This window comes from Micromonospora sp. TSRI0369 (assembly GCF_001905625.1).
In the GTDB taxonomy this organism is placed as follows: Bacteria; Actinomycetota; Actinomycetes; order Mycobacteriales; family Micromonosporaceae; genus Micromonospora; species Micromonospora echinospora_A.
The window spans coordinates 271332-291837 of record NZ_LIVU01000001.1; the positions used below are offsets into that span (position 1 = coordinate 271332).

Annotated in this window: 19 protein-coding genes; 6 read left to right on the top strand and 13 right to left on the bottom strand. The window is 73.2% G+C overall.

What is annotated here, in order from left to right; all coding sequences use genetic code 11:
- Positions 1-102 precede the first annotated feature (102 nt).
- The 3 genes from AMK25_RS01245 to AMK25_RS01255 all read left to right on the top strand — a co-directional run bounded on the left by AMK25_RS01245 (position 103) and on the right by AMK25_RS01255 (position 4917).
- Positions 103-1110: a DNA primase gene (locus tag AMK25_RS01245; RefSeq protein ID WP_073825226.1), complete on the top strand. Its 1008-nt coding sequence runs from the start codon at positions 103-105 to the stop codon at positions 1108-1110.
- Between the two features lie 40 nt (positions 1111-1150).
- Positions 1151-3562: a transposase gene (locus AMK25_RS01250; RefSeq protein WP_073825228.1), complete on the top strand. Its 2412-nt coding sequence runs from the start codon at positions 1151-1153 to the stop codon at positions 3560-3562.
- 134 nt (positions 3563-3696) lie between these two features.
- Positions 3697-4917, top strand: a complete 1221-nt coding sequence (locus AMK25_RS01255; protein ID WP_073825232.1) for an ABC transporter substrate-binding protein — start codon at positions 3697-3699, stop codon at positions 4915-4917.
- A 122-nt stretch (positions 4918-5039) separates the two neighbouring features.
- Here the strand turns inward: AMK25_RS01255 and AMK25_RS01260 are convergent, their stop codons facing one another.
- From AMK25_RS01260 to AMK25_RS01275, 4 genes are all read right to left on the bottom strand, one after another.
- Positions 5040-5633: a GTP-binding protein gene (locus AMK25_RS01260; RefSeq protein WP_030501201.1), complete on the bottom strand. Its 594-nt coding sequence runs from the start codon at positions 5631-5633 to the stop codon at positions 5040-5042.
- A 1-nt stretch (position 5634) separates the two neighbouring features.
- Entirely contained in the window at positions 5635-6009 is a 375-nt protein-coding gene (locus AMK25_RS01265) for a DUF742 domain-containing protein (protein ID WP_073827018.1), read from the bottom strand.
- 100 nt (positions 6010-6109) lie between these two features.
- Complete coding sequence (locus AMK25_RS01270) at positions 6110-6514, bottom strand: roadblock/LC7 domain-containing protein (RefSeq protein ID WP_013283992.1); 405 nt, start codon at positions 6512-6514, stop codon at positions 6110-6112.
- Complete coding sequence (locus tag AMK25_RS01275) at positions 6511-10107, bottom strand: sensor histidine kinase (RefSeq protein WP_073825235.1); 3597 nt, start codon at positions 10105-10107, stop codon at positions 6511-6513. Before AMK25_RS01275 ends, AMK25_RS01270 begins: the two co-directional genes overlap by 4 nt.
- A 384-nt stretch (positions 10108-10491) precedes the next feature.
- Here AMK25_RS01275 and AMK25_RS01280 point away from each other — a divergent pair, with 384 nt between their 5' ends.
- Positions 10492-10905, top strand: a complete 414-nt coding sequence (locus AMK25_RS01280) for a hypothetical protein (RefSeq protein WP_241826207.1) — start codon at positions 10492-10494, stop codon at positions 10903-10905.
- Here AMK25_RS01280 and AMK25_RS01285 read toward each other — a convergent pair whose 3' ends face one another.
- The 4 genes from AMK25_RS01285 to yczE are packed head-to-tail and all read right to left on the bottom strand — an operon-like array spanning position 10906 to position 13636.
- Positions 10906-11982, bottom strand: coding sequence for an adenosine deaminase (locus AMK25_RS01285; RefSeq protein WP_073825242.1), 1077 nt, complete (start codon positions 11980-11982; stop codon positions 10906-10908).
- Between the two features lie 51 nt (positions 11983-12033).
- Positions 12034-12456: a PPOX class F420-dependent oxidoreductase gene (locus AMK25_RS01290; protein WP_073825246.1), complete on the bottom strand. Its 423-nt coding sequence runs from the start codon at positions 12454-12456 to the stop codon at positions 12034-12036.
- A complete protein-coding gene (locus AMK25_RS01295; RefSeq protein ID WP_073825249.1) occupies positions 12453-13022 on the bottom strand; it encodes an NADPH-dependent FMN reductase in 570 nt (189 codons plus the stop codon). Before AMK25_RS01295 ends, AMK25_RS01290 begins: the two co-directional genes overlap by 4 nt.
- The gene (gene yczE / locus AMK25_RS01300) at positions 13010-13636 is read right to left on the bottom strand and encodes a membrane protein YczE (protein ID WP_073825253.1); all 627 of its coding nucleotides are present in this window, start codon (positions 13634-13636) and stop codon (positions 13010-13012) included. Before yczE ends, AMK25_RS01295 begins: the two co-directional genes overlap by 13 nt.
- 57 nt (positions 13637-13693) lie before the next feature.
- Here yczE and AMK25_RS01305 point away from each other — a divergent pair, with 57 nt between their 5' ends.
- On the top strand, positions 13694-14167 hold the full coding sequence (locus tag AMK25_RS01305; RefSeq protein WP_073825257.1) for a MarR family winged helix-turn-helix transcriptional regulator: 474 nt from the start codon (positions 13694-13696) through the stop codon (positions 14165-14167).
- Between the two features lie 3 nt (positions 14168-14170).
- A complete protein-coding gene (locus tag AMK25_RS01310) occupies positions 14171-15022 on the top strand; it encodes a putative RNA methyltransferase (protein WP_073825260.1) in 852 nt (283 codons plus the stop codon).
- 6 nt (positions 15023-15028) lie between these two features.
- Here AMK25_RS01310 and AMK25_RS01315 read toward each other — a convergent pair whose 3' ends face one another.
- The 5 genes from AMK25_RS01315 to AMK25_RS01335 all read right to left on the bottom strand — a co-directional run bounded on the left by AMK25_RS01315 (position 15029) and on the right by AMK25_RS01335 (position 20497).
- Positions 15029-15709, bottom strand: coding sequence for a DUF4272 domain-containing protein (locus AMK25_RS01315; protein ID WP_073825264.1), 681 nt, complete (start codon positions 15707-15709; stop codon positions 15029-15031).
- Positions 15710-15797: 88 nt separating this feature from the next.
- A complete protein-coding gene (locus AMK25_RS01320) occupies positions 15798-17078 on the bottom strand; it encodes a thymidine phosphorylase (protein ID WP_073825267.1) in 1281 nt (426 codons plus the stop codon).
- Positions 17079-17220: 142 nt separating this feature from the next.
- Complete coding sequence (locus AMK25_RS01325) at positions 17221-17922, bottom strand: cytidine deaminase (RefSeq protein ID WP_036342968.1); 702 nt, start codon at positions 17920-17922, stop codon at positions 17221-17223.
- A gap of 104 nt (positions 17923-18026) precedes the next feature.
- On the bottom strand, positions 18027-19307 hold the full coding sequence (locus tag AMK25_RS01330) for an ABC transporter permease (protein ID WP_073825271.1): 1281 nt from the start codon (positions 19305-19307) through the stop codon (positions 18027-18029).
- 2 nt (positions 19308-19309) lie between these two features.
- Positions 19310-20497 carry an ABC transporter permease gene (locus AMK25_RS01335; protein ID WP_443189899.1) on the bottom strand — a complete coding sequence of 396 codons (1188 nt, stop codon included), beginning with the start codon at positions 20495-20497 and terminating at the stop codon, positions 19310-19312.
- Between the last annotated feature and the right edge of the window lie 9 nt (positions 20498-20506).

The following is a 20506-nucleotide window of genomic DNA, read 5'->3' on the forward strand; positions in this document are numbered from 1 at the left end:
ACTTGTCGGGTCTCCGGAACGCCATGGGGTGCGGCTCCCGGCCGGAACGGTTCGCCCACTAGGGTATGTGCGCAGAGTCACTCGGCGGCGCGACGCCGTCGGGTGGGCAACCGAACGCACACGGAGGTCAGCGTGGCCCGCCAGTCGCCCCAACGGCCCGACGCCGACGAGCCCGAGCTCGACGACACCGAGGCGCCCGCCGCAGCCGACGAGGTCGAGGCGGACCGCCCGCCGGTCAACCGCGCGCTCTGGGACGAGGTGCGGATCGACCCGGTGGAGATCGCGCTGCCCGCCGGCACCGGTTTCACGCTGCGGGCGTACCGGCCGGCGCGCGAGCTGACCCCGACCGACGTCGTCGAGCGCGACCAGGACGACCCCTTCCTGGCCCGTCGCCAGGTCGTCGAGACCGAGGACGACGAGGAGGTGGTGATCCTCGACGAGGAGTTCGCCGCCCTCTCCGCGGAGGAGGACGACGAGGACGACGAAAAGGCCGAGAAGGCCGCCAAGGGGCGCCGCAAGGGCAAGGCCGACGACGACGCGGCCGAGGACAAGGCCGAGTCCGAGGACGACGACGAAGAGGCCGAGGAAGACGACGAGGACGAGGACGAAGACGCCGCGGGCGACGAGGAGGTGCCGGTCTTCCTCACCCACAAGGGCCGGCTCCTGCTGTTCAAGACCCCGGAGTCATTGGTCTCTTTCATCCGCTCCGGCGCGCCCAACGACCTGTCCCAACTGGACAGCTGGAATGAATTGTCCGAACGGCTGGAACCGGCCGACATCGCCCCGCTGGACGAGGACACCTACGAACTCGACCTGGTGGTGGAGAACCTGCGCGGTGGCCACGACGCGTGGGACCACGAGTTGCTCATCGAAGCCGGTGAGATCGCCCGTGACCTGGCGTACGCCCTGCGGCTACCAGCCGTGCTGGACATGCTCTCCGCCGGCTCCAGCCTGGACGACCTGGACGAGGCGCTGCGGGCTTCCGTCAATGGCGGAATCGGTGGTTTTCTCGGCCGTCGCCGCTTGAAGAAAATCGGGGCACAAACCGCAAGTTTGGGTTGGCGCACCATTGTCGGCAAGATCTCTGCGGTTGTGGACTGGCGCGACTGACCCGGAGCGGGGAGCATCAGTCTCTGGCAGAACAAGACCTGTGTCCCGGGAGGAGGACGACGCCGTGGCGCTCGTGCGCGTGTACTGCGGTCTGGCCTCGGCAGATCCGGCCGACCGAACGGCTTCGGCCGGAACGACGCTGACGTCCGCTGTGGTCGACGACGCAGGCCGTCTGCTGCACGTCTGTGAGATCGGGGACGAGGCCGCCGGGTACGCCCAGCTGGTCGCGCTGCTGGTGGAGCGGTCCGGCGGTCCGAGCGGCGCGGCCATCGCCGCGGACAGTGACGACCACATCGTCACCTCGCTGCTGAGCGCCGCCGGCCGTCCGCTGGCGATCGCCGACGACGACTCGGTCGACGACTTCGCCGAGCGCTTCGCCGACGACGACTCCCTGGAGGAGATGCAGTCCCCGCCCGCCGAGCGCCGCGCGGTCGGGCTGGCCCGCGCGCTGCAGGCCGGCGCGCTCTCCGCGGTGACCCTCCCGGCGCCGCGTGAACTCGCCGGATACACGCAGGTCCTGGCCGCGCACGCGGCGCTCGCGAGCGGCCGCCACTCGGCCGCGGTGACGCTGCGCGAGGTGCTCCGCGAGCTCTACCCGGCCGCGCTGCGCGCGTACCCGGACCCGGCGGACCGGGTCGCCCTCGCGGTTCTCGACGCGCTGCCCGAGCCGGGGATGCTCACCGGTTCCGCGGCCCGTGGCCGGGACGGCGGGCTGACCGCCGACGCGGTGGTCGCCCATCTGGTCGCCGAGGGTGTGGCGGACGCCGACGCCGTCTCCGACGCGGTGACCGCGCTGCGGGTCGCCATCTCCGAGACACCCCGGCGGGCCACCGTCAACCGGACGCTCACCGCCGCCGTCGCCGAGACGGTACGGCAGGCGGTCGCCTCCGTCCGGACCTGTGACGCCGGATGCGACGCGCTCGTGGGCGCGCTCGCCGAACGCACCGCTCCCGCTCTCGCGCCCGCGACCGGCCGCCGGGCCGCCGCCCGACGCGGTGAGCAGGTCGACGAGCTGCCCCCGGCCACCGACCTGCGCGCGGTGCGGCCGGTCCAGCCCGAGCCGGTCGCCGAGCCGGCATCCCACCGTGGTCGTCCCGAGCCGGCCGGCGCACCCGAGCCGACCGGGCGACGTGGTCGCCCGGAGCCGATCCCCGGCGGGCGCCGCGGCCGGCCCGAGCCGGTCTCCGGCCCGGCCGCCACGACGACGCCCCGGCCGCTCGCCCCGCCGCCCGTGGCACCCGCTCCGGTCACGCCTCCGCCGGTCGCCCCGGCCCCGGTGACGCCCGTGGCCCCGGCGGCCTCGCTGGGCCGCCCGGCCTCCGCACCGCAGTCCCGGCCCGAGCCGACCGGCGCGCCGCTGCCGTCGCGGGTGGACGGACCCACCAACCGGCCGATCTCGGCGCCGCCCCCGCCGCCGCCCGGCATCACCCCGATCGCCCCGTCGCCGCGCGGCGCCGTGCCACCGGCCGAGGCCGGCGAGCCGTTCCGCCCGACGCTGACCACCGCGGCGATCAACAAGGCGCGGGCGGAGCGGCAGCGCACCGTCATCCCGCCCCGTCCCAAGACCAATCAGCACCAGGAGCCGCCGACCGGCGGGTTCAGCGCCACCGACCTGAGCATCCCGGTGCCGGCTCCGCGCCCGCCGGCGCCGGAGGCCGCGCCGCCGGGCTCCCGGGCGAACTGGCCGCTGGTGAACAACGAGGACGACACCGCCCGGGAGCGGGAGGGCACCACCTACGCGTACGGGCGGGGCGTGGACGCGCCGAGCGACCCGGGCCGGGTCACCCCGCCGTGGCTCGCCGACGACCTCCCGCAGGAGCCGCCGATGCTGCGGCTGGTGGAGCCGCCGCCGCTGGCCGACCGGGCGCTGCGCGGCGAGATGAGCCGGCCGGCCGATCCGGGGCTGGACACGCCGCCGCTGCGCCTCGTCGACCATGGCGACCCGAGCCGCGCCGCACTTCCGGCCCCGCCCGAGCGGCGTCCCGCGCCGAAGGAGCACCGGCCGCCGCCGGTCTCCGACGACGGCGACGGCGACCTGCTGATCTTCGCGCAGGCCAAGTCCGCCTGGTTCGTCGGGCACGGCGACGAGGCCGACCTGGAGTGGTCCAGCACTGCGGACACCGGCTGGCAGGCGGCCGAGCAGGCCGCCCGTCCGGCCGTCGGCGCGGAGACCAAGGCCGGCCTGCCGAAGCGGGTGCCGCAGGCCAACCTGGTGCCGGGCTCTCCGCTGCGCGAGGAGCGTCCCCTGCGGATCGTCCGGAACGCGGCGAGCCTCGCCGAGAACACCACCGGATACTTCCGGGGCTGGCGGCGTGGCCAGGAGATCGGCGGCTTCGCCGTGGGCGGCCGTCCGGGCCGCGAGGCGGCCGGCGGTTGGGACTTCACCCGCGACAGCGGGGACCGCGAGGACGACCGGGAGTACGAGTACCGCTCGGCCGGCTACCGCTCCTGATCGGGGTTCGCCGAGTCCGCAGTTGGGGTGTTTCATCCCACACCCGGGTGATTTGACGCTGGGTCGGACCGGCCGGGAACATACCCGGCGGACCAGCGGCGGCGCCTGATCGCCGGGGTGGGAAGGCGATTCCAATGGCGACACCGGCGTTCGACTCCACTGTGCTCACCCGTCGGGGCGTCCTGGCCGCCGCGGCCGGGAGCCTGCTGCTCGCGGGTTGCGCGCCGCAGGGTCAGCGGCCGGACGACGGCCCGTCCAGCAGCGCGCCGAGCGACCAGGACCTGATCGTCGGCGCGAGTCTGGAGCTGACCGGCGCGGGGGCACTGCTCGGCGCCGCCCAGCGGCAGGCCCTGCAACTCACCGCCGACTCGCTCAACCGCACCGGCATCCCGGTCGGCAACCTGGTCCGGTCGGTCCGGCTCCAGATCCTGGACAACGGCAGCAATCCTCAGGTCGCGGCCCGTCATGCCGCAGACCTGACCCGGGCCGGGGCGCAGGCGCTGATCGGCGGCGTGCTCGGCGAGACCTCCGCCGCCCTGGCTGCGGCCGCCCAGCGGGTCAAGACGCCCTTCCTGTCGCTCGGCTACGGTGACCGCATCGTGCTGCCGCTGGACGAGCGCACGTTCACCTACAAGCTCACCCCGGACGCCGTCGACATGGCAGGCCGCCTGGTGGAGCTGTTCAAGTCGAAGCGGGTCCGGCAGGTGTCCCTGCTGGCCGCGGGCGGGCTGCACGGTGACTCGGGTGTGCGGGCGATGCGGGACGCGCTCGCCGACAGCAGCACCGACTTGGCCCGCACGGTCCGCCTGCCGGGGACCGGCCGGCGCTTCCGCGCCGCCGCCGACCGGGTCGCGGGCGGCACGGAGGACGGAGTGGTCATCTGGGCTACCGCGCCGGACTCCGGCGCCGCGGCCCGGGAACTCCGCGCCGCCGGGCACCGCGGCCCGATCTTCTTCGACGCCGGCGCGGTCGCCGACGACACCGTGCAGGGCGCCAACGCCGCCGCGGTGGAGGGCGCGTACGCGGTGCACCCGGCCTGCCTGGACATCTCCGGCGCGGTCGCCACCACCACGGCGCAGCTGGCCCGGCGGGACTTCGCCAACCGCTACACGCAGCGGCACGGCGGCAGCCCGGACTTCGCCCCGTACGCCTCGGACGCGCTCCAGCTCCTCGCCATGTCGGCGCGGATGGCGACGAGCCTGGACCGGGGCCGGCTGCGGGCCCTGCTCCAGGCGCAGACCGTCGAGGGCATCGCGGGCGGGTACGCGTTCAGCGCCGGGCGGCACGGCGGCATGGAGCGCGACTCGCTCGCCGTCTACCAGGTCTACCGGGGCAGCTGGACCCGGTACGCCTGACCGGAACGACGCCCGGCGACCGTCCTACCTGGAGGGTCACCGGTCGACCGCGTACCGTGTCCGACCCCGGACGGCAGGAAGCGCCCGGTGGCCTCAGGCCGCCGGGCGCTTCCGCGCGTCGGTCAGGCGGGCGCGACGGCCCGCGAGCGCCGCATGGTGAGCACGTACTCGACGAGCGAGATGAGCACGTGCTTCGTGGACTCCCGGTTACGGGCGTCGCACGGCACCACCGGCACGTCGCGGGAGATCGCCAGCGCGTCCCGGACGTCCTGCGGATCGTGGTATTGCATGCCGTCGAAGCAGTTGATGGCCACCAGGTACGGCAGCCGCCGGTGCTCGAAGAAGTCGATGGCGGCGAAGCAGTCGGCGAGCCGCCGGGTGTCGACCAGCACGACAGCGCCGATCGCACCCCGGACCAACTCGTCCCACATGAACCAGAACCGCGTCTGACCCGGCGTACCGAAGAGGTACAGGATCAGGTCACGGTCGATCGAGATACGACCGAAGTCCATCGCCACCGTGGTCGTCGTCTTGCCCGGCACCTGCCGGGTGTCGTCGACGCCGACACCGGCGGAGGTCATGATCGCCTCGGTGGTCAGCGGCGTGATCTCCGAGACCGAGCCGACCAGCGTCGTCTTGCCGACGCCGAACCCACCGGCGATAACGATCTTCGCCGACGTCACGCGCCCGCTCGGGGCCGGCGGCCGGTGCGACATGTCAGAGCCTGCGAAGTCCACTCAGCACCCTCTCCAGCAGTTCAGTGCCCACCGCGTCGTCGGAGTCGTCCAGGATGGTCGGCTCGTGGACCGCGACCAGGCCGTCCGTCGCCATGTCGGCGATGAGCACCCGGGCCACGCCGAGCGGAAGCTGCATCCGCGCCGCGATTTCGGCGAGCGACTGCACACGTCCGTCACACAACGCGGCGATGTACTGGTGTTCACGACCGTGGCCACCATTGCCAGTGGCAACCGCTCGGCCGCGCACCGTCGTCTCGACGAGCGCCTCCAGGGCGATGTCGAGCCGGGGACGGGTACGACCACGGGTGACGGCGTACGGCCGGACCAATGCGCCGGTCGGCTCGTCACGATCCATGTCGCCGCTCACCTCCCTCGTACCCGGCACCGGCTCGCCCCGGTGACATTCGTCGCTGTCGTTGTTGTTCCCGCACCTGACCCACCGGCCAGCGCGTCATTCAGCCCATCATCCCCACAGCCGTGCGCGGCTGCGGCGTCAGGGCATCGCCCACCCGGTCCACGAGCAGGGCCATCTCGTACCCGACCTGACCCACGTCGCAGCTCCGCGCCGCCAGCACGGCGAACGACGAACCGTCGGAGATGGACATCAGGAACAGGAAACCGTTGTCCATCTCGACGACTGTCTGCAACACCGCTCCGCCCTCGAAGCAGCGGGCCGCGCCCTGGGTCAGGCTGACCAGACCGGACGCGATCGCGGCGAGCTGGTCGGCACGGTCCCGCGGAAGGTCACGGGACGAGGCCAGAAGCAGGCCGTCGGCCGAGACCGCGACCGCGTGCGCCACACCGGGCACCCGGTCGGCGAAGTTGGCGAGCAGCCATCCGAGATCCTGCGTAGTAGTCATCCTTGTTGCTCCTTCTGCCCGCTCCCGGCCACCGGGCCTGAGCCAGACTGCGAGGACTGCTGCCCGCCCGGAGTGCCCTCCGGGCCGGTCGTGTTGCTGTCGGTGTTACGCCCGCGCTGCACGCCCCGATGGTAGGCCGAGAGCAGACCCCGGACGCCCTCCGGCGTCCGCCGCTGCACCGAGGCAGAAGGCTTGTCGATGCTGCCCGGCACGAGCTGGGCCATCGGCTTCCGCTTCGGCAGGCCCTTCTGGGTGGTTTCCGCGACCGGCACCTCGGTGGCCGCCGAGGCGGCGCGCCAGCCGTCGTCGGCCGCGGTCTGCCAGGGCGAGGACTGCGGCGACGCGGTCGGCTGCCGGGTCGGCAGCCCTCCGGCGTACGCGGGACGGGTGTTCCCGTTCGCCGCGCCGTTGTCACGCGGTGCTCCGCCGGCCGTCGGAGTGGGTGCCATCGGTGCGTTACCTGTCGTTGCGGGTGTCGGCTGCGGCACCGGCCGGCCGGCGGTGTCCACCTTGGCGAACTGCTGGGTGGCGGCGCCGCCGTTCGTCGTCGGGGCCGGGGCGGGAGCCGCCGCCTCCTCGTTGGGCCCGGGCCGGCGGGTACGGAACCACGCCGACTCCAGCTCCCGGAAGATCGGCAGCTCCATCGTCTCGTCCGCGTACCGCTGGCGGTTGCCCTGCTGCTGCGCCGGGGCCGGCCGCGCCGCCGGGGTGGCGGCCGGCCGGTTCGTCGCCGGGGTGGCGGCGGCCGGCTGGCCGGTCGCGGGCTGCGAGGTGGCCGGCATTTCCGTGCGCGGCACCCGGGGCAGCTCGGTGGTCATGTCCATGCCGCTGGTGGGCCGTTCCGGCGCCACGGGGGCCGGGGCCGGGGGCGGTGCGACCGGCGGCCAGACCGGCGGCGCGCCCACGCCCGGCATCGGCGTCTGCGGGCGCGCCGGCAGCTGGTTCGCCGGCGGCGCGGAGACCTGGTAACCGGTCGGCTGACCGGAGACCGGCACGGCCGACGTGGGCTGGCCGGAAACCGGCGCGGCGGAGACCGGACGGCCGGACCACGGGTCACCGGAGACCGGGGCGGCCGAGACCGGACGGTACGGCAGCTGGTGCCCGGCGGCCGGGGCGCCGGAGACCGGCGGCAGCGGCGGCGCCGACACCGGCGGGACCGGCGGCGCGGAGACCGGCGGCGGGCTGTAGGGCCGCGCCTCGGGGCTGCTCGGCAGCTGGCGTGGGATCGCCGGCTGCTGGCCGCTGGTGCCCGGGTCGCCCTCGGCCGGGTTGCGCCGCTGGGGCAGCGGCTCGAACCCGGAACCGGACGAGGGCCGGGAGCCGAACGCGCCGTCCCCGCCGCCCGGGTTGGCGCCGGTCAGGTCGGACCAGGCCGGCATGGCGCGGCCGCCACCGGCGTTCGCCGGAGTGCCGGAGCCGTTGCGGGACGCCGGGTCGAACGCGCGTCCGCCGAGCGTGACCTGGTTGCCGGAGGCGCCCGGGTGCGGGGCCGGCGGCAGGCTCTGCGGGCTGCTGCCGAAGGCGGCCAGGGCGCCGAAGGCCGGGGTCGGGCCGCTCTGCTGCGGACCGGCGGCCGGCAGGGCCGGCCCCGGCTGTCCGCGGCCGGCCAGGGCGCGCGGCACCAGGACCGTGGTGGGCAGCGTGACGTCGGCGACGGTGCCGCGGTCGGTGCCCGGTCGCAGCTCGACCCGGACGCCGTGGCGGGCGGCCAGCCGCGCCACCACGACCAGGCCCATCATCCGGGAGACCGCGACGTCCACCTGCGGCGGCGTGGCCAGCCGCTCGTTGAGGTCACGGAGCTGCTCCGGGCTGATGCCGATGCCCCGGTCCTCCACGTAGAGGGAGGCGCGGTCGCCGACCCGGCGGGCCTCCACCATGACCTGGGAGTCGGGCGGGGAGAACGCGGTCGCGTTGTCGAACAGCTCGGCGACCAGGTGCACGAGGTCGTTCACCGCGTGGGCGGCGACCTCGATGTCCCGGTCGATCACCCCGAACTCGATCCGGGTGTAGTGCTCGACCTCGGACTGGGCGGCGCGGAGCACGTCGATCAGGGCGGCGGGCTCGCGCTGCACGCGCGTGGAGTCCGCGCCGGCGAGCACCAGCAGGTTCTCGTCGTTGCGGCGCATCCGGGTGGCCAGGTGGTCGAGCTGGAACAGCTCGGCGAGCCGGTCCGGGTCCTCCTCGCCGCGCTCCAGCCGGTCGAGGTGGCCGATCAGCCGGTCGACCAGGATCTGCGAGCGGCGGGCCAGGTTGACGAACATGGTGGCGACCGACGCCCGCAGGGCGGCCTGCTCGGCGGCGGTCCGGACGGCCTCCAGGTGGACGGCGTTGAACGCCTCGGTCACCTGGCCGAACTCGTCCTTGCTGCGCACCGGCAGCGGCTCGGCGATCTGGTTGGCCAGCTGCACCGGGGTGAGCTGGCCGGTCACCTGCGGGTCGCGTAGCCGGGCGACCGCCTGTGGCAGCCCGTACTGGGCCACCGCCAGGGCGCCCTGGCGCAGGTCGCGCAGCGAGCGGGCCATCGAGCGGGCGACCAGGTACGCGAAGAGGATGGCCAGCAGCAGCATGGTGAGCAGCAGGCCGGTCTCCAGGAACACCTGGCGCTGGGTGTCCGAGCGCAGCGCGTCGGCCTGCCGGACCACGTTGCCGTCGAGGCGGGACTCCACGCTGCGCATCAGCTTGGCGTTGGCGACCATGGTCTGGTCCCACTGGTCCGGGCCGAACGGGGCGTTCGCCATCGAGCCGTTGTTGTTGCTGGAGATGAAGCTCGTGAAGCGGTCCGCCTTGCGCAGGTCGGGCCCGGAGACGGTCTGGTCGTAGAACAGCTTGTCCGGCTCGGTGGCGATCGCCTGGAACGTCGCGAGCGACTGCGCCTGGCCGGTGCCGCTGGCGATGAACTGCTCGCGCAGCGCGGCGGTGTACTGGTTCTGGGTGATCGCCTGGTGGACGACCACGCGGCGCTGGGTCAGGTATTCCTTCTGCCGGGCCACCGCGCCGGCCGCGCGCATCCGGTCGCTCAGGTCGTTGTCACCGGCGAGCTGGGTGGCCGAGTCGCGGATCGACAGCAGGTCCTCGATCAGCTGCCGGTACGCCTGGTCGGCGTCATTGATCTTGAGCTTGCCGTTCAGCACCTGGCTCCGGGTCGCCGGGAGGTCCTTCAGCTGGGTGTCGATCGTGTCGAGCAGCCCGACGAAGTTGCGGGGCAGGTCGTCGATCTCGCCACGCTGCCGCAGGTAGGGCGACTTCGCCTGGTCCACCCGCTGGTTGGTCCGGTTGTAGCCCTCCTGGTACTGCGCCCGGGTCTGGAACTCCTTCGCGCCGAGGAAGAGCACGGCGCCGACCCGCTCGTCCTGCACGGTGTCGACCAGGTCACCCGAGTAGCCGATCAGGTTGGCCAGATCCCCCGCCCGGTTGGCATTGTTGAGCGTCTCCAGGTGGTCGACCAGACCACTGGTGCCCACCACGACCGTGGCGATGGTCGGCACGATCATGATCAGACCGAGCTTGGACCAGATCGGCATGTCGCGCAGCCGATTCATCGGCCGGCGCAGCCGCGACAGGAAGGAGCCCGCCGTCGTTGGCCGTTTGCTCACGTCACCGCCCTCGCATTACCGCGCCCGACGCTGCCTGAGGGCAACGCCGAGCGACCGACCCGGCGGGTCGGACCTCCGAGATTCCATCACGCCGCCCCGCAAAGAGAAAGACCAGGTTGTCCCTCACCGGAGGTGTGATGAGATGTTGATGCAATTTGATAGCAATCCGTCTGGCCGGAGTCACTGAAGGTAATGGAACATCCGCATCGCGTTGTCCTGCTCGCTGGCCCTTCCGGGTCAGGAAAGTCATACATAGCGCAGCGAACCGGACTTCCGGTGCTCTGCCTGGATGACTTCTACAAGGACGGCGATGACCCTACGTGTCCACGTCGGAACGGACAGGTGGATTGGGAGTCCCCACTGTCCTGGGATGCGGACACAGCGGTGCAAACAATCACCCGACTGGCCCGGGAGGGCAAGGCCGAAGTGCCGGTTTATGCGATCGGCGCGGACCGCAGGGTGGCCACCCGGCCATTTGACATCGACGGATCGCCAATCTTTGTCGCCGAGGGGATCTTTGCCGCCGAGATCGTGGCCGAGTGCCGGCGGCGAGGGCTGCTCGCCGGGGCGTACGCGCTGCGCCGCCCGCGCGGCGCGACGTTCCTGCGCCGCCTCGCCCGGGATCTCGCCGAGCAGCGCAAGGCCCCCCGGGTGCTGCTGCGACGCGGGGTCGCGCTGCTGCGCGCCGAGCCGGCCGTGCTGCGCCGGCAGACCGGGCTGGGCGCGGAGGCGGCCCGGGCCGGTCAGGTGCTGCGCGGGGTGGCCGCGCTGCTCTCCGGCCACCCCCGCCAGTCGTGATCAGCCGATCAGCTCGGCGTACGCCGGCTTGATCACCTCGTCGATGATCCGCAGGCGCTCGTCGAACGGGATGAACGCGCTCTTCATCGCGTTGATGGTGAACCACTGGAGTTCCTTCCAGCCGTAGCCGAAGGCCTCCACCAGCAGCGCCATCTCCCGGGACATCGAGGTGCCGCTCATCAGCCGGTTGTCGGTGTTCACTGTCACCCGGAACCGCAGGTCGCGCAGCAGGCCGATGGGGTGGTCGGCGATCGAGGCCGCCGCGCCGGTCTGCACGTTCGACGACGGGCACAGCTCCAGCGGGATGCGCTTGTCCCGCACGTACGCGGCCAGCCGGCCCAGCACCGGCGGGTTGCCGGGAGTGATGTCGTCGACGATGCGTACGCCGTGACCGAGCCGATCCGCGCCGCACCACTGGATCGCCTGCCAGATCGACGGCAGGCCGAACGCCTCCCCGGCGTGGATGGTGAAGTGGAAGTTCTCCCGCTGGAGGTACTCGAACGCGTCCAGGTGCCGGGTGGGCGGGAAGCCCGCCTCGGCGCCGGCGATGTCGAAGCCGACCACCCCGGTGTCGCGGTGCCGCACGGCCAGCTCGGCGATCTCCTGCGAGCGGGCGGCGTGCCGCATGGCGGTGAGCAGTGTGCCGATCCGGATCGGGGTGCCGGCCTCGGCGGCCAGCGCGCTGCCCTCCCGGAACCCGGTGACCACCGCGTCGACCACCGCGTCCAGCGTCAGGTTCTGCTCCAGGTGCTGCTCCGGGGCGAACCGCACCTCGGCGTAGACCACGCCGTCGGCGGCCAGGTCCAGCGCGCACTCGCGGGCGACCCGGCGCAACGCGCCGGCGGTCTGCATGACCGCCACCGTGTGCGCGAACGTCTCCAGGTAGCGCTCCAGCGAGCCGGAGTTCGCCGCCTCGGCGAACCAGACACCGAGCGCCGCCGGGTCGGTGGTGGGCAGTTCGTGGCCGACCTCGGCGGCCAGTTCGACGATCGTCGCGGGCCGCAGGCCGCCGTCGAGGTGATCGTGCAGCAGCGCCTTCGGGACCTTGACGATGTCCTCGTACGAGATTGCGACCATGCTCCGACCCTAGTCACCCCCGGCAGGGGCGCGGCGGTGGACCGGGCCGGTTCAGGGCCGCCAGCCGTACACCCGCTCCACCGCCAGCCGCAGGACCAGCCGCCCGTCGGCCACCATGGCGGCGCGATAGTCGGCCCAGTCGGGGTGCTCGCCGCGGATGCGCCGGTAGACCTCGACCAGTTCCTCGACGCTCGCGTCGTCGGTGGCGGCGGCCGGCGGGGTGAGCGTCACGGTGCCCTCGGCCACCGCGTACGCCCCGCCGTCGGGGGTGGTCACGTGGAAGCTGGCCCGGGGGTCGCGGCGCAGGTTGCGCACCTTCGCCCGGTTGTCGGTGGTCGAGCAGCGGATCAGGTCGGGCTCGGCCAGGTAGTCGAGGTTGGACAGCTGGGGCCGGCCGTCGCGGCGCAGCGTGACGAGCACCCCGCGCCCGCGCTCGCCGAACAGCTCCCACAGCCGCGCGTCCGCCGCGCTCACGCCGTCACCCGCAGCGGCGCCAGCGCGGCGGCCAGCCGGGCGAGCTGATCCAGCATGAGCGCGGCAGCCTCCTCGCGAGCCGGGTCGGGTCGCAGCTCGCCCGCCTCGTCCAGCGCCTGCCGCAGGAAGACGACCACCGCGTCGTTGACCGGGGTCATGTTCAGCGTGGTCACTACCTGCTTGATCATCTGCACCGCGCGCAGACCGCCGGAGGTCATGCCGTAGCTGACGAAGCCCACCGGCTTGTGCTGCCACTCGTGGTAGAGGTAGTCGATCGCGTTCTTCAGCGGCGCGCTGAAGCCGTAGTTGTACTCCGGCATCACCAGGACGAAGGCGTCCCCGGCCTCGATCTCGGTGCTCCAGGCGCGGGTGTGCTCGTGCAGGTAGACCCGCTCGGACGGGTGGTGCGGCTCGTCGTGGAAGGGCAGCCCGACCTCGGCCAGGTCGAGGAGGCGTACCTCGTCGAAGCCGGCGTGGCGGACGGCGGCGGCGGTGAACCAGTCACCGATGCGGCGGCCGACCCGGCCGGGACGGGTGCTGGCGACGATCACGTTCAGGCGGGGCATGGCGAGGTGGCTCCTGTCGGGGTGGCGGCCGGGGACGGCGCGGCGAGTCGGGGGACGAACCAGGCGACGATCGGCCCGATGCCGATCGCGTAGAGCAGGGTGCCGGGGCCGACGGTGCCGCCGAGCAGCCAGCCGGCCGCCAGGACTGTCACCTCGATCCCGGTGCGCGCCGGGCCGAGCGGGAGGCCGCGGGCGGCCAGGCCGGTCATCAACCCGTCGCGCGGGCCCGGGCCGAGCCGGGCGCCGAGGTAGAGCGCGGTGGCGAGGCCGTTGAGCACGACGCCTGCTACCAGCAGGCCGATGCGGCCGGCGAGTGGTTCGAGCGGCGGCAGCACTGCCAGCGTCGCGTCGAGTGCCAGGCCGACGAGCGCGACGTTCGCCACCGTGCCGACGCCGGGGCGCTGCCGCAGCGGGATCCACAGCAGCAGAACCAGCAGCGCCACCCCGTTGACCACGAGCCCCATCGGCAGGCCGGTGCGGTCGGCGACGCCCTGGTGCAGCACGTCCCAGGACGCGAGCCCCAGGTCGGCGCGGAGCATCAGCGCGACGCTGACGCCGAACAGCGCGAGGCCGGTGAGGAGCCGCACCGTCCGGGACGGCAGTTTGGTTGACATGTCATCAAGCTAGACCGCGGATTGGTGACATGTCAACAACACCGGTAGGATCGGCGCATGGACGAACCGCGCTGGCTGGACGAGCAGGAGGAGCGCGCGTGGCGCGGCTACCGCCGCATGCGCCGCCTGCTCGACCTGGAACTGGCCCGGGAACTGATGCAGGACGCCGGTCTCTCCGAGCCGGACTACGACGTCCTGAGCGACCTGTCCGAAACCCCTGAACAACGGCTACGGCTCAGCGAACTCGCCGACCGGATGCTCTGGTCCCGCAGCCGCCTGTCCCACCACATCTCCCGGATGCAGCAACGCGGCCTGGTCACCCGGGAGGAGTGCGCCACCGACGGCCGCGGCTCGGTCGTCGTGCTCACCCCGGCCGGACGCCAGGCCGTCGAGGCCGCCGCGCCCGGACACGTCGCGGCCGTCCGGCGGCACCTGATCGACCGGCTCACCCCGGCCGAGGTGTCCGCGCTCGGCACGCTCAGCCAGCGGGTGATCGACCATCTCACCGGTCACCCGGAAGCGAAGGGCTGAGCCGTGGACGACCGCGTCCTGGCCCGGCTGCGCTGCCCGGTCTGCGCCGAACCGCTCACCGGGACCACCGCCGGCACCACCCGCGCCCTGCGCTGCCCGCGCGGACACAGCTTCGACACCGCCCGGCAGGGGTACGTCAACCTGCTCGCCGGCCGCTCCCCGCACACCGGGGACAGCGCCGACATGGTCGCCGCCCGGGCCGACTTCCTCGCCGCCGGCCACTACGACACCGTCGCCGCCGCGCTCGCCGACACCGCGGTCCGCGTCGCGGGCGTCGACCCGTACCCCCTGGTGGTGGAACCCGGCGCCGGGACCGGGCACTACCTCGCGGCGGTGCTGGCGGCGCTGCCGGACGCCGCCGGCCTGGCCCTGGACGTCTCCAAGCCGGCGCTGCGCCGCGCGGCCCGCGCCCATCCGCGGGCCGCCGCCGCGCTCGCCGACACCTGGCAGCGCCTGCCGCTGGCCGACCGGTCGGTGACCGTGCTGCTGAACGTGTTCGCGCCGCGCAACGGCCCGGAGTTCCACCGGGTGCTCGACCCCGGCGGCGCGTTGCTCGTCGTCACCCCGGCCGCCGACCACCTGGCCGAACTGGTCGAGGCGCTGGGCCTGCTGCGGGTGGACCCGGCCAAGGCCGACCGGGTCGCGGGCAGCCTCGGCGCCCACTTCAGCGAGGAGTCCGCAACGGGGCACCGGGCCCGGCTGACGCTCACCCGCGCCGAGGTCACCACGCTCGTCGGGATGGGACCGAGCGCCTGGCACGCCGAGCCGGAACGGCTCGCCGCGCGCATCGCCGCGCTGCCCGAGCCCGTTTCGGTCACGCTCTCGGTCCGGCTCGGCGTGCACCGCCCGCGCTGACCCGGCTCAGGTGGACAGGTCGACCTCTTCCCAGCCCGGCGGCTCGTCGTGGTACGGCCCGCGCAGCACCACCGCCCACTCCAGCGCCCACCGCCGCTGGCCGATCGCGTTGGCGTCCACCAGCCCCGGCAGCGCGCGCCCGGCCTCCTCGGTCTCCAGGTACGCCCAGTCCAGGCAGTAGTGCAGGTCGAGCAGCGCGGCGGCGTCCCCGGGGTGCTGCGGCGCGGCCAGGATCCGGGCCCGCCACTGGCCGAACGTCTCCCCGGCGACCAGGTTCGGCATCCGCTCGACCAGCCGCTCGTCCACCGGCACCGTCGGGTCCAGCTCCTTGGCCAGCCCGAGCACCCAGGCCAGCGAGAACAGCGCGTCGTGGTGCAGCACGAACGACCTGTGGTCGCCCCGGCCGCCCATCACGAACTGCCACTCCGGCGGGGTCACCGAGTCGACCAGGTGCGACTCCAGCAGCCAGCTCATCGCCGCCTGCGCGGGCATGCCGAAGCAGCGGGCCAGGATCACGTGCAGCACCGCGATCCGGGCCTCGATCTCCGGGGTCGGACGCAGCTCGATCTCGTCGCCCGGCTCCCAGACCAGCGGGAACTGCGGCGGGGGCAGCGGGAGGCCCAGCCGGGACAACTCGTCCAGGCTCGCCTCCCGGACGGCCCGGGGGTCGGGAGCGGGTACGCGCACGGTCAGTCCCTGTCTGTTCGGGTCCTCGCCGGTCGGTCCCCCCTGGCCTGGGAGGATAGCGACTCCGACCGGGCCGGCACCATGGCCCTCAGCCGATCCGCTCGATGACGAGCGGCGTCGCCTCCGGCGCGTCCGGCGCGATCCGCACCGCCTCGCGCGCCTCGGCCAGCGCGGCCGGGATCCGCTCGGCGTGCTCGGCGCGCAGCTCGAACAGCGGGTCGCCGACACGCACCCGGTCACCGCGGCGCTTGTGCAGCACCACGCCGGACGGGATGCTCACCGGGTCCTCCTTGCGGGCCCGGCCGGCGCCGAGCCGCCAGGCGGCCACCCCGATCGCGTACGCGTCCAGCTCCGCGACCCAGCCGTCCTCGGCCGCGGTGACCACCTCGACCTCGTTCGCGGTGGGCATGGGCGCGTCCGGGTCGCCGCCCTGCGCCCGGATCATCGTGCGCCAGGCGTCCATCGCCCGGCCGTCCCGCAGCGCCGCCTCCGGGTCGGCGTCCGGCAGGCCGGCCGCGTGGAGCATCTCCCGGGCCAGCGCCAGCGTCAGCTCCACCACGTCGGCCGGGCCGCCACCGGCGAGCACCTCCACCGACTCGGTCACCTCGACCGCGTTGCCGACGGCCAGGCCGAGCGGGGTGGACATGTCGGTGAGCAGGGCGACAGTCCGCACGCCGTGCGCGCCGCCCAGCTCGACCATGGTGCGGGCCAGCTCGCGGGCGTCGTCGGCGTTCTTCATGAACGCGCCGGAGCCGACCTTCACGTCGAGCACCAGCGCGCCGGTGCCCTCGGCGATCTTCTTGCTCATGATCGAGCTGGCGATCAGCGGGATCGCCTCGACGGTGCCGGTGACGTCGCGCAGCGCGTACAGCTTGCGGTCGGCCGGGGCGAGCCCGTCACCGGCCGCGCAGATCACCGCGCCCACGTCGCGGAGCTGGGCGATGAACTCGTCGTTGGTGAGCGCCGCCCGCCAGCCCGGGATCGACTCCAGCTTGTCCAGCGTGCCGCCGGTGTGGCCCAGGCCCCGGCCGGACAGCTGCGGGACGGCCGCGCCGCACGCGGCCACCAGCGGGGTCAGCGGCAGGGTGATCTTGTCACCGACGCCGCCGGTGGAGTGCTTGTCGACTGTCGGCCGGGCCACCGGCGACAGGTCGAGCCGCTCGCCGCTGGCGATCATGGCGGCGGTCCACCGGGCGATCTCCGGCGCGGTCATGCCGCGCAGCAGGATCGCCATGGCCAGCGCGGACATCTGCTCGTCGGCGACCAGACCCTTCGTGTACGCGTCGACCACCCAGTCGATCTGCCCCTCGCTCAGCACACCCCCGTCCCGCTTCGCCCGAATGACATCAACCGCCGTAAAAACACTCACTTCTCAAGATCCAATCAGTAATCGCGCATGGTCGCACTCACCCGCGAACGGTGACCGTCGAGGAATCGGGCCGAGGGTGACCGGCGGAGGGATCAAGCCTGACCGCCCGGAGCCGGGCACCCTCGGCCCGATTCCCCCCAGCTCAACCCCAGCGAACCGGAATCTCCGTAGGAGGCTCACCCTCACCGGCCCAGAAGACCGTGCCGGACGCGTCCACCACCACCACGCGCGGCGTACGCGCCAGCCCCCACTCGATCGCGCTCGCCGGGTCGTCCCAGGTCGAGCCCTCCTCCAGCACGCCGGTCTCGGCGTCCTCGGCGCCGCCGGAGGAACGCTCCCAGTACGCCGTCCAGACCTGCTGCCCGGCCGAGAGGTCCGGGTGCACGAACACGGTGCCCCGGCCCCGCCAGGCGGCCAGCCGGTCCGGCACCACCGGCACCGGGTGCTCGCCGGTCACCGCCTCGATGTCGGCCACGTCGAAGGCGTGCGGCAGCAGCTCGGCCATCCGCAGCGGCCCGCCCTTCGCCTCGACCAGGCACTCCGGCCCGCCCTGCTCCCACAGCAGCTGCCGGCACCGCCCGCACGGCATCAGCGGCTCACCGGTGGCGTCGACGCACGACAGCGCCACGATCCGGCCCCCGCCGGTCGCGTGCAGTTGCGAGACCACGCCGCACTCGGCGCAGAGCGTGACGCCGTAGCCGGCGTTCTCCACGTTGCAGCCGACCACGACGCGGCCGTCGTCGACGAGCGCGGCGGCGCCCACCGGGAACTTCGAGTACGGCACGTAGGCGTGCCGCATGACCTCGGTGGCGGCGGCGCGCAGCCGCTCCCAGTCGATCTCCATCACGACCCCCATTCTGCCCAATTTGCGCCGATCGGTCGCGGCGCGGCCCGGAGACGACGATGCCCGGCGGGTCGCCCCGCCGGGCACGGTGTCGCGGCGGGCGGTCAGCCCTTGATGTACGGCTTGCCGTCGGCGGCCGGCGCCCGGACCTTGCCGACCAGCCCGGCCACGGCCAGGATCGTCGCCAGGTAGGGCAGCATCGCCAGGAACTGGCTCGGGATGCTGCTGCCGATCGCGCCCAGGTAGGTGGCGAGCTGGTCGGCGAAGCCGAAGAACAGCGCCGCGAGCAGCGCGCCGGTCGGGCTCCACCGGCCGAAGATCAGCGCGGCCAGGGCGATGAAGCCCTTACCGCCGATCATGTTCTTGGTGAACGAGTAGAGCGCCAGCGTGTACGAGGCGCCGCCGACGCCGGCCACCAGACCGGCCAGGATCACGTTGCGGTAGCGCAGCCGCAGCACCTTCACGCCCAGCGTGTCGGCGGCGGTCGGGTGCTCGCCGACCGACCGGGTCCGCAACCCCCACCGGGTACGGAACAGCGCCAGGTGGATGACCAGCACCAGCAGCAGGCCGAGGTAGAGGAAGATGTTGCCCCGGAACAGCGCCGGACCGATCAGCGGGATGTCGGACAGCAGCGGAATCTCCCAGTTGCCGAACCGGGGCGCGCTGTTGTACTTCGCCGCGTCGGTCTGCATCAGCCGCTCGTAGAGGAAGCCGGTGATGCCGACCGCGAGCAGGTTGAGCACGATGCCCATGACCACCTGGTCGACCAGGTAGCGGATGGAGAACACGGCCAGCAGGAACGAGATGAACGCGCCGCCGATGGCGGCGGCCACCAGGCCCACCCAGACGCTGCCGGACATGCTGCCGAACAGCGCGCCGGAGAACGCGCCCATCAGGAGCTGACCCTCGATCGCCACGTTCACCACGCCGGAGCGTTCGCAGAGCACACCGGCGAGCGCACCGAAGATCAGCGGCAGGGCCAGGATGAACGTGCCGCGTACGACGTTTACGAGCGGCATGAAGTTGCGGCCCTCGGGCGCGGCGGAGACCTGCCAGCACAGGAAGCTCAGCACGAAGGCGACCAGCCCGGCGCCGAGCAGCAGCGAGAACCAGCGCTTGTGCACGCCGGCCAGCAGCGCGCCTCCGGTCGCGGCGGTGATCAGCCCGAACAGGATCGCGCCGACCGTACCGTTGATCTCCAGGGCGGCGCCGCCCTCGGTCTCGCTGAGCGTGAACCGCGCGTGCTGGTCGGTCGCGAGCGCGCCGAACAGCACCGCCGCGAGCACGCCGAGCGCCAGCAGGACCGCGCCGATCTTGCGGTTCCGGGTCCAGAAACCCTCGTCGACCGCGGTAACGGCGACCTCGGGGACAGCGGTGGTGGACATGCTCACCAGCCCTTCGCGAGGCTCGTCTGCAACCGGGCGGCGCGGGCCGCCCGGAGCTGGAAGATCGTCTTCACCAGGGCAGGCGCGGCGATGAAGATGACGATGAGCGCCTGGAGCACGGTGACCAGTTCCAGCGAGATGCCGGAGTACGACTGCATCCGGTTGCCGCCGGCCTGGAGCGCGCCGAACAGCAGCGCGGCCAGCAGCACGCCCCACGGCTTCACACGCCCGAGCAGCGCGACCAGGATGCCGTCGAAGCCGATCTGCGCGATCACCAGCGGGGTCAGCGCGTTGGCAGTGGTGCCGAGCACCATGGTCGAGCCGCCCAGACCGGCCAGCATGCCCGCGATCACCATCACCAGCACGTACGTCTTGGTCACGCTGATGCCGGCGGTCCGGGCCGCGTCCGGGTTCGCGCCCACCGCCCGCAGCTCGAAGCCGAGCGTGGAGCGGTTGAGCAGCCAGGCGATGAACCAGGTGGCCGCCACCGCGAGCAGGATGCCGGCGTGCACCCGCAAATCCTCGCCGAGCAGGCGGGGCAGCTGCGCGGTGGAGTCGACCGGCTTGCTGATCGCGTCCGACCGGTTCGGGTTCTGCACCCCGTTCTGGACGATGATCCAGGACAGGAAGTAGACCGCCACGTAGTTGAGCATGATCGTGTTGATCACCTCGTGCGCGTCGGCCCGGGCCTTGAGGATGCCGGGGATGAAGCCCCAGAGCGCGCCGCCGAGCGCGCCCGCGATCAGCGCCACCAGCAGGTGCACGACGGGCGGCAGCGGCAGCGCGAAGCCGGCCACGGCGGCCAGGATGACGGCGATCGTCGCCTGACCCTGGGCGCCGATGTTGAACAGGCCGCCCCGGAAGGCGAGCGCCACCGACAGGCCGGTGAAGACGAGCGGCGCGGCGTAGGTGAGCGTCTCCGAGATCGGGCTCATGACGGCGGTGAAGCCGACCGCGTCCGGGTCGAAGATCGCGCCCTTGAACAGGTTCGCGTACGCCTCGCTGACCACCGTCCAGCTCGCGTTCAGCGCGTCCGAGGGGCGAGCCGTGATGTAGCTGTAGGTGGCCAGCACCTCCGGGTCGGACACGATGATCAGCACCGCGCCGACCACCATGGCCAGCAGCACCGCGAGCACTGTCACGGTGACCGTGTTGGCCGCCCAGAGGTTGTCCAGGAACATCCGGCCCATGCCGGGGCG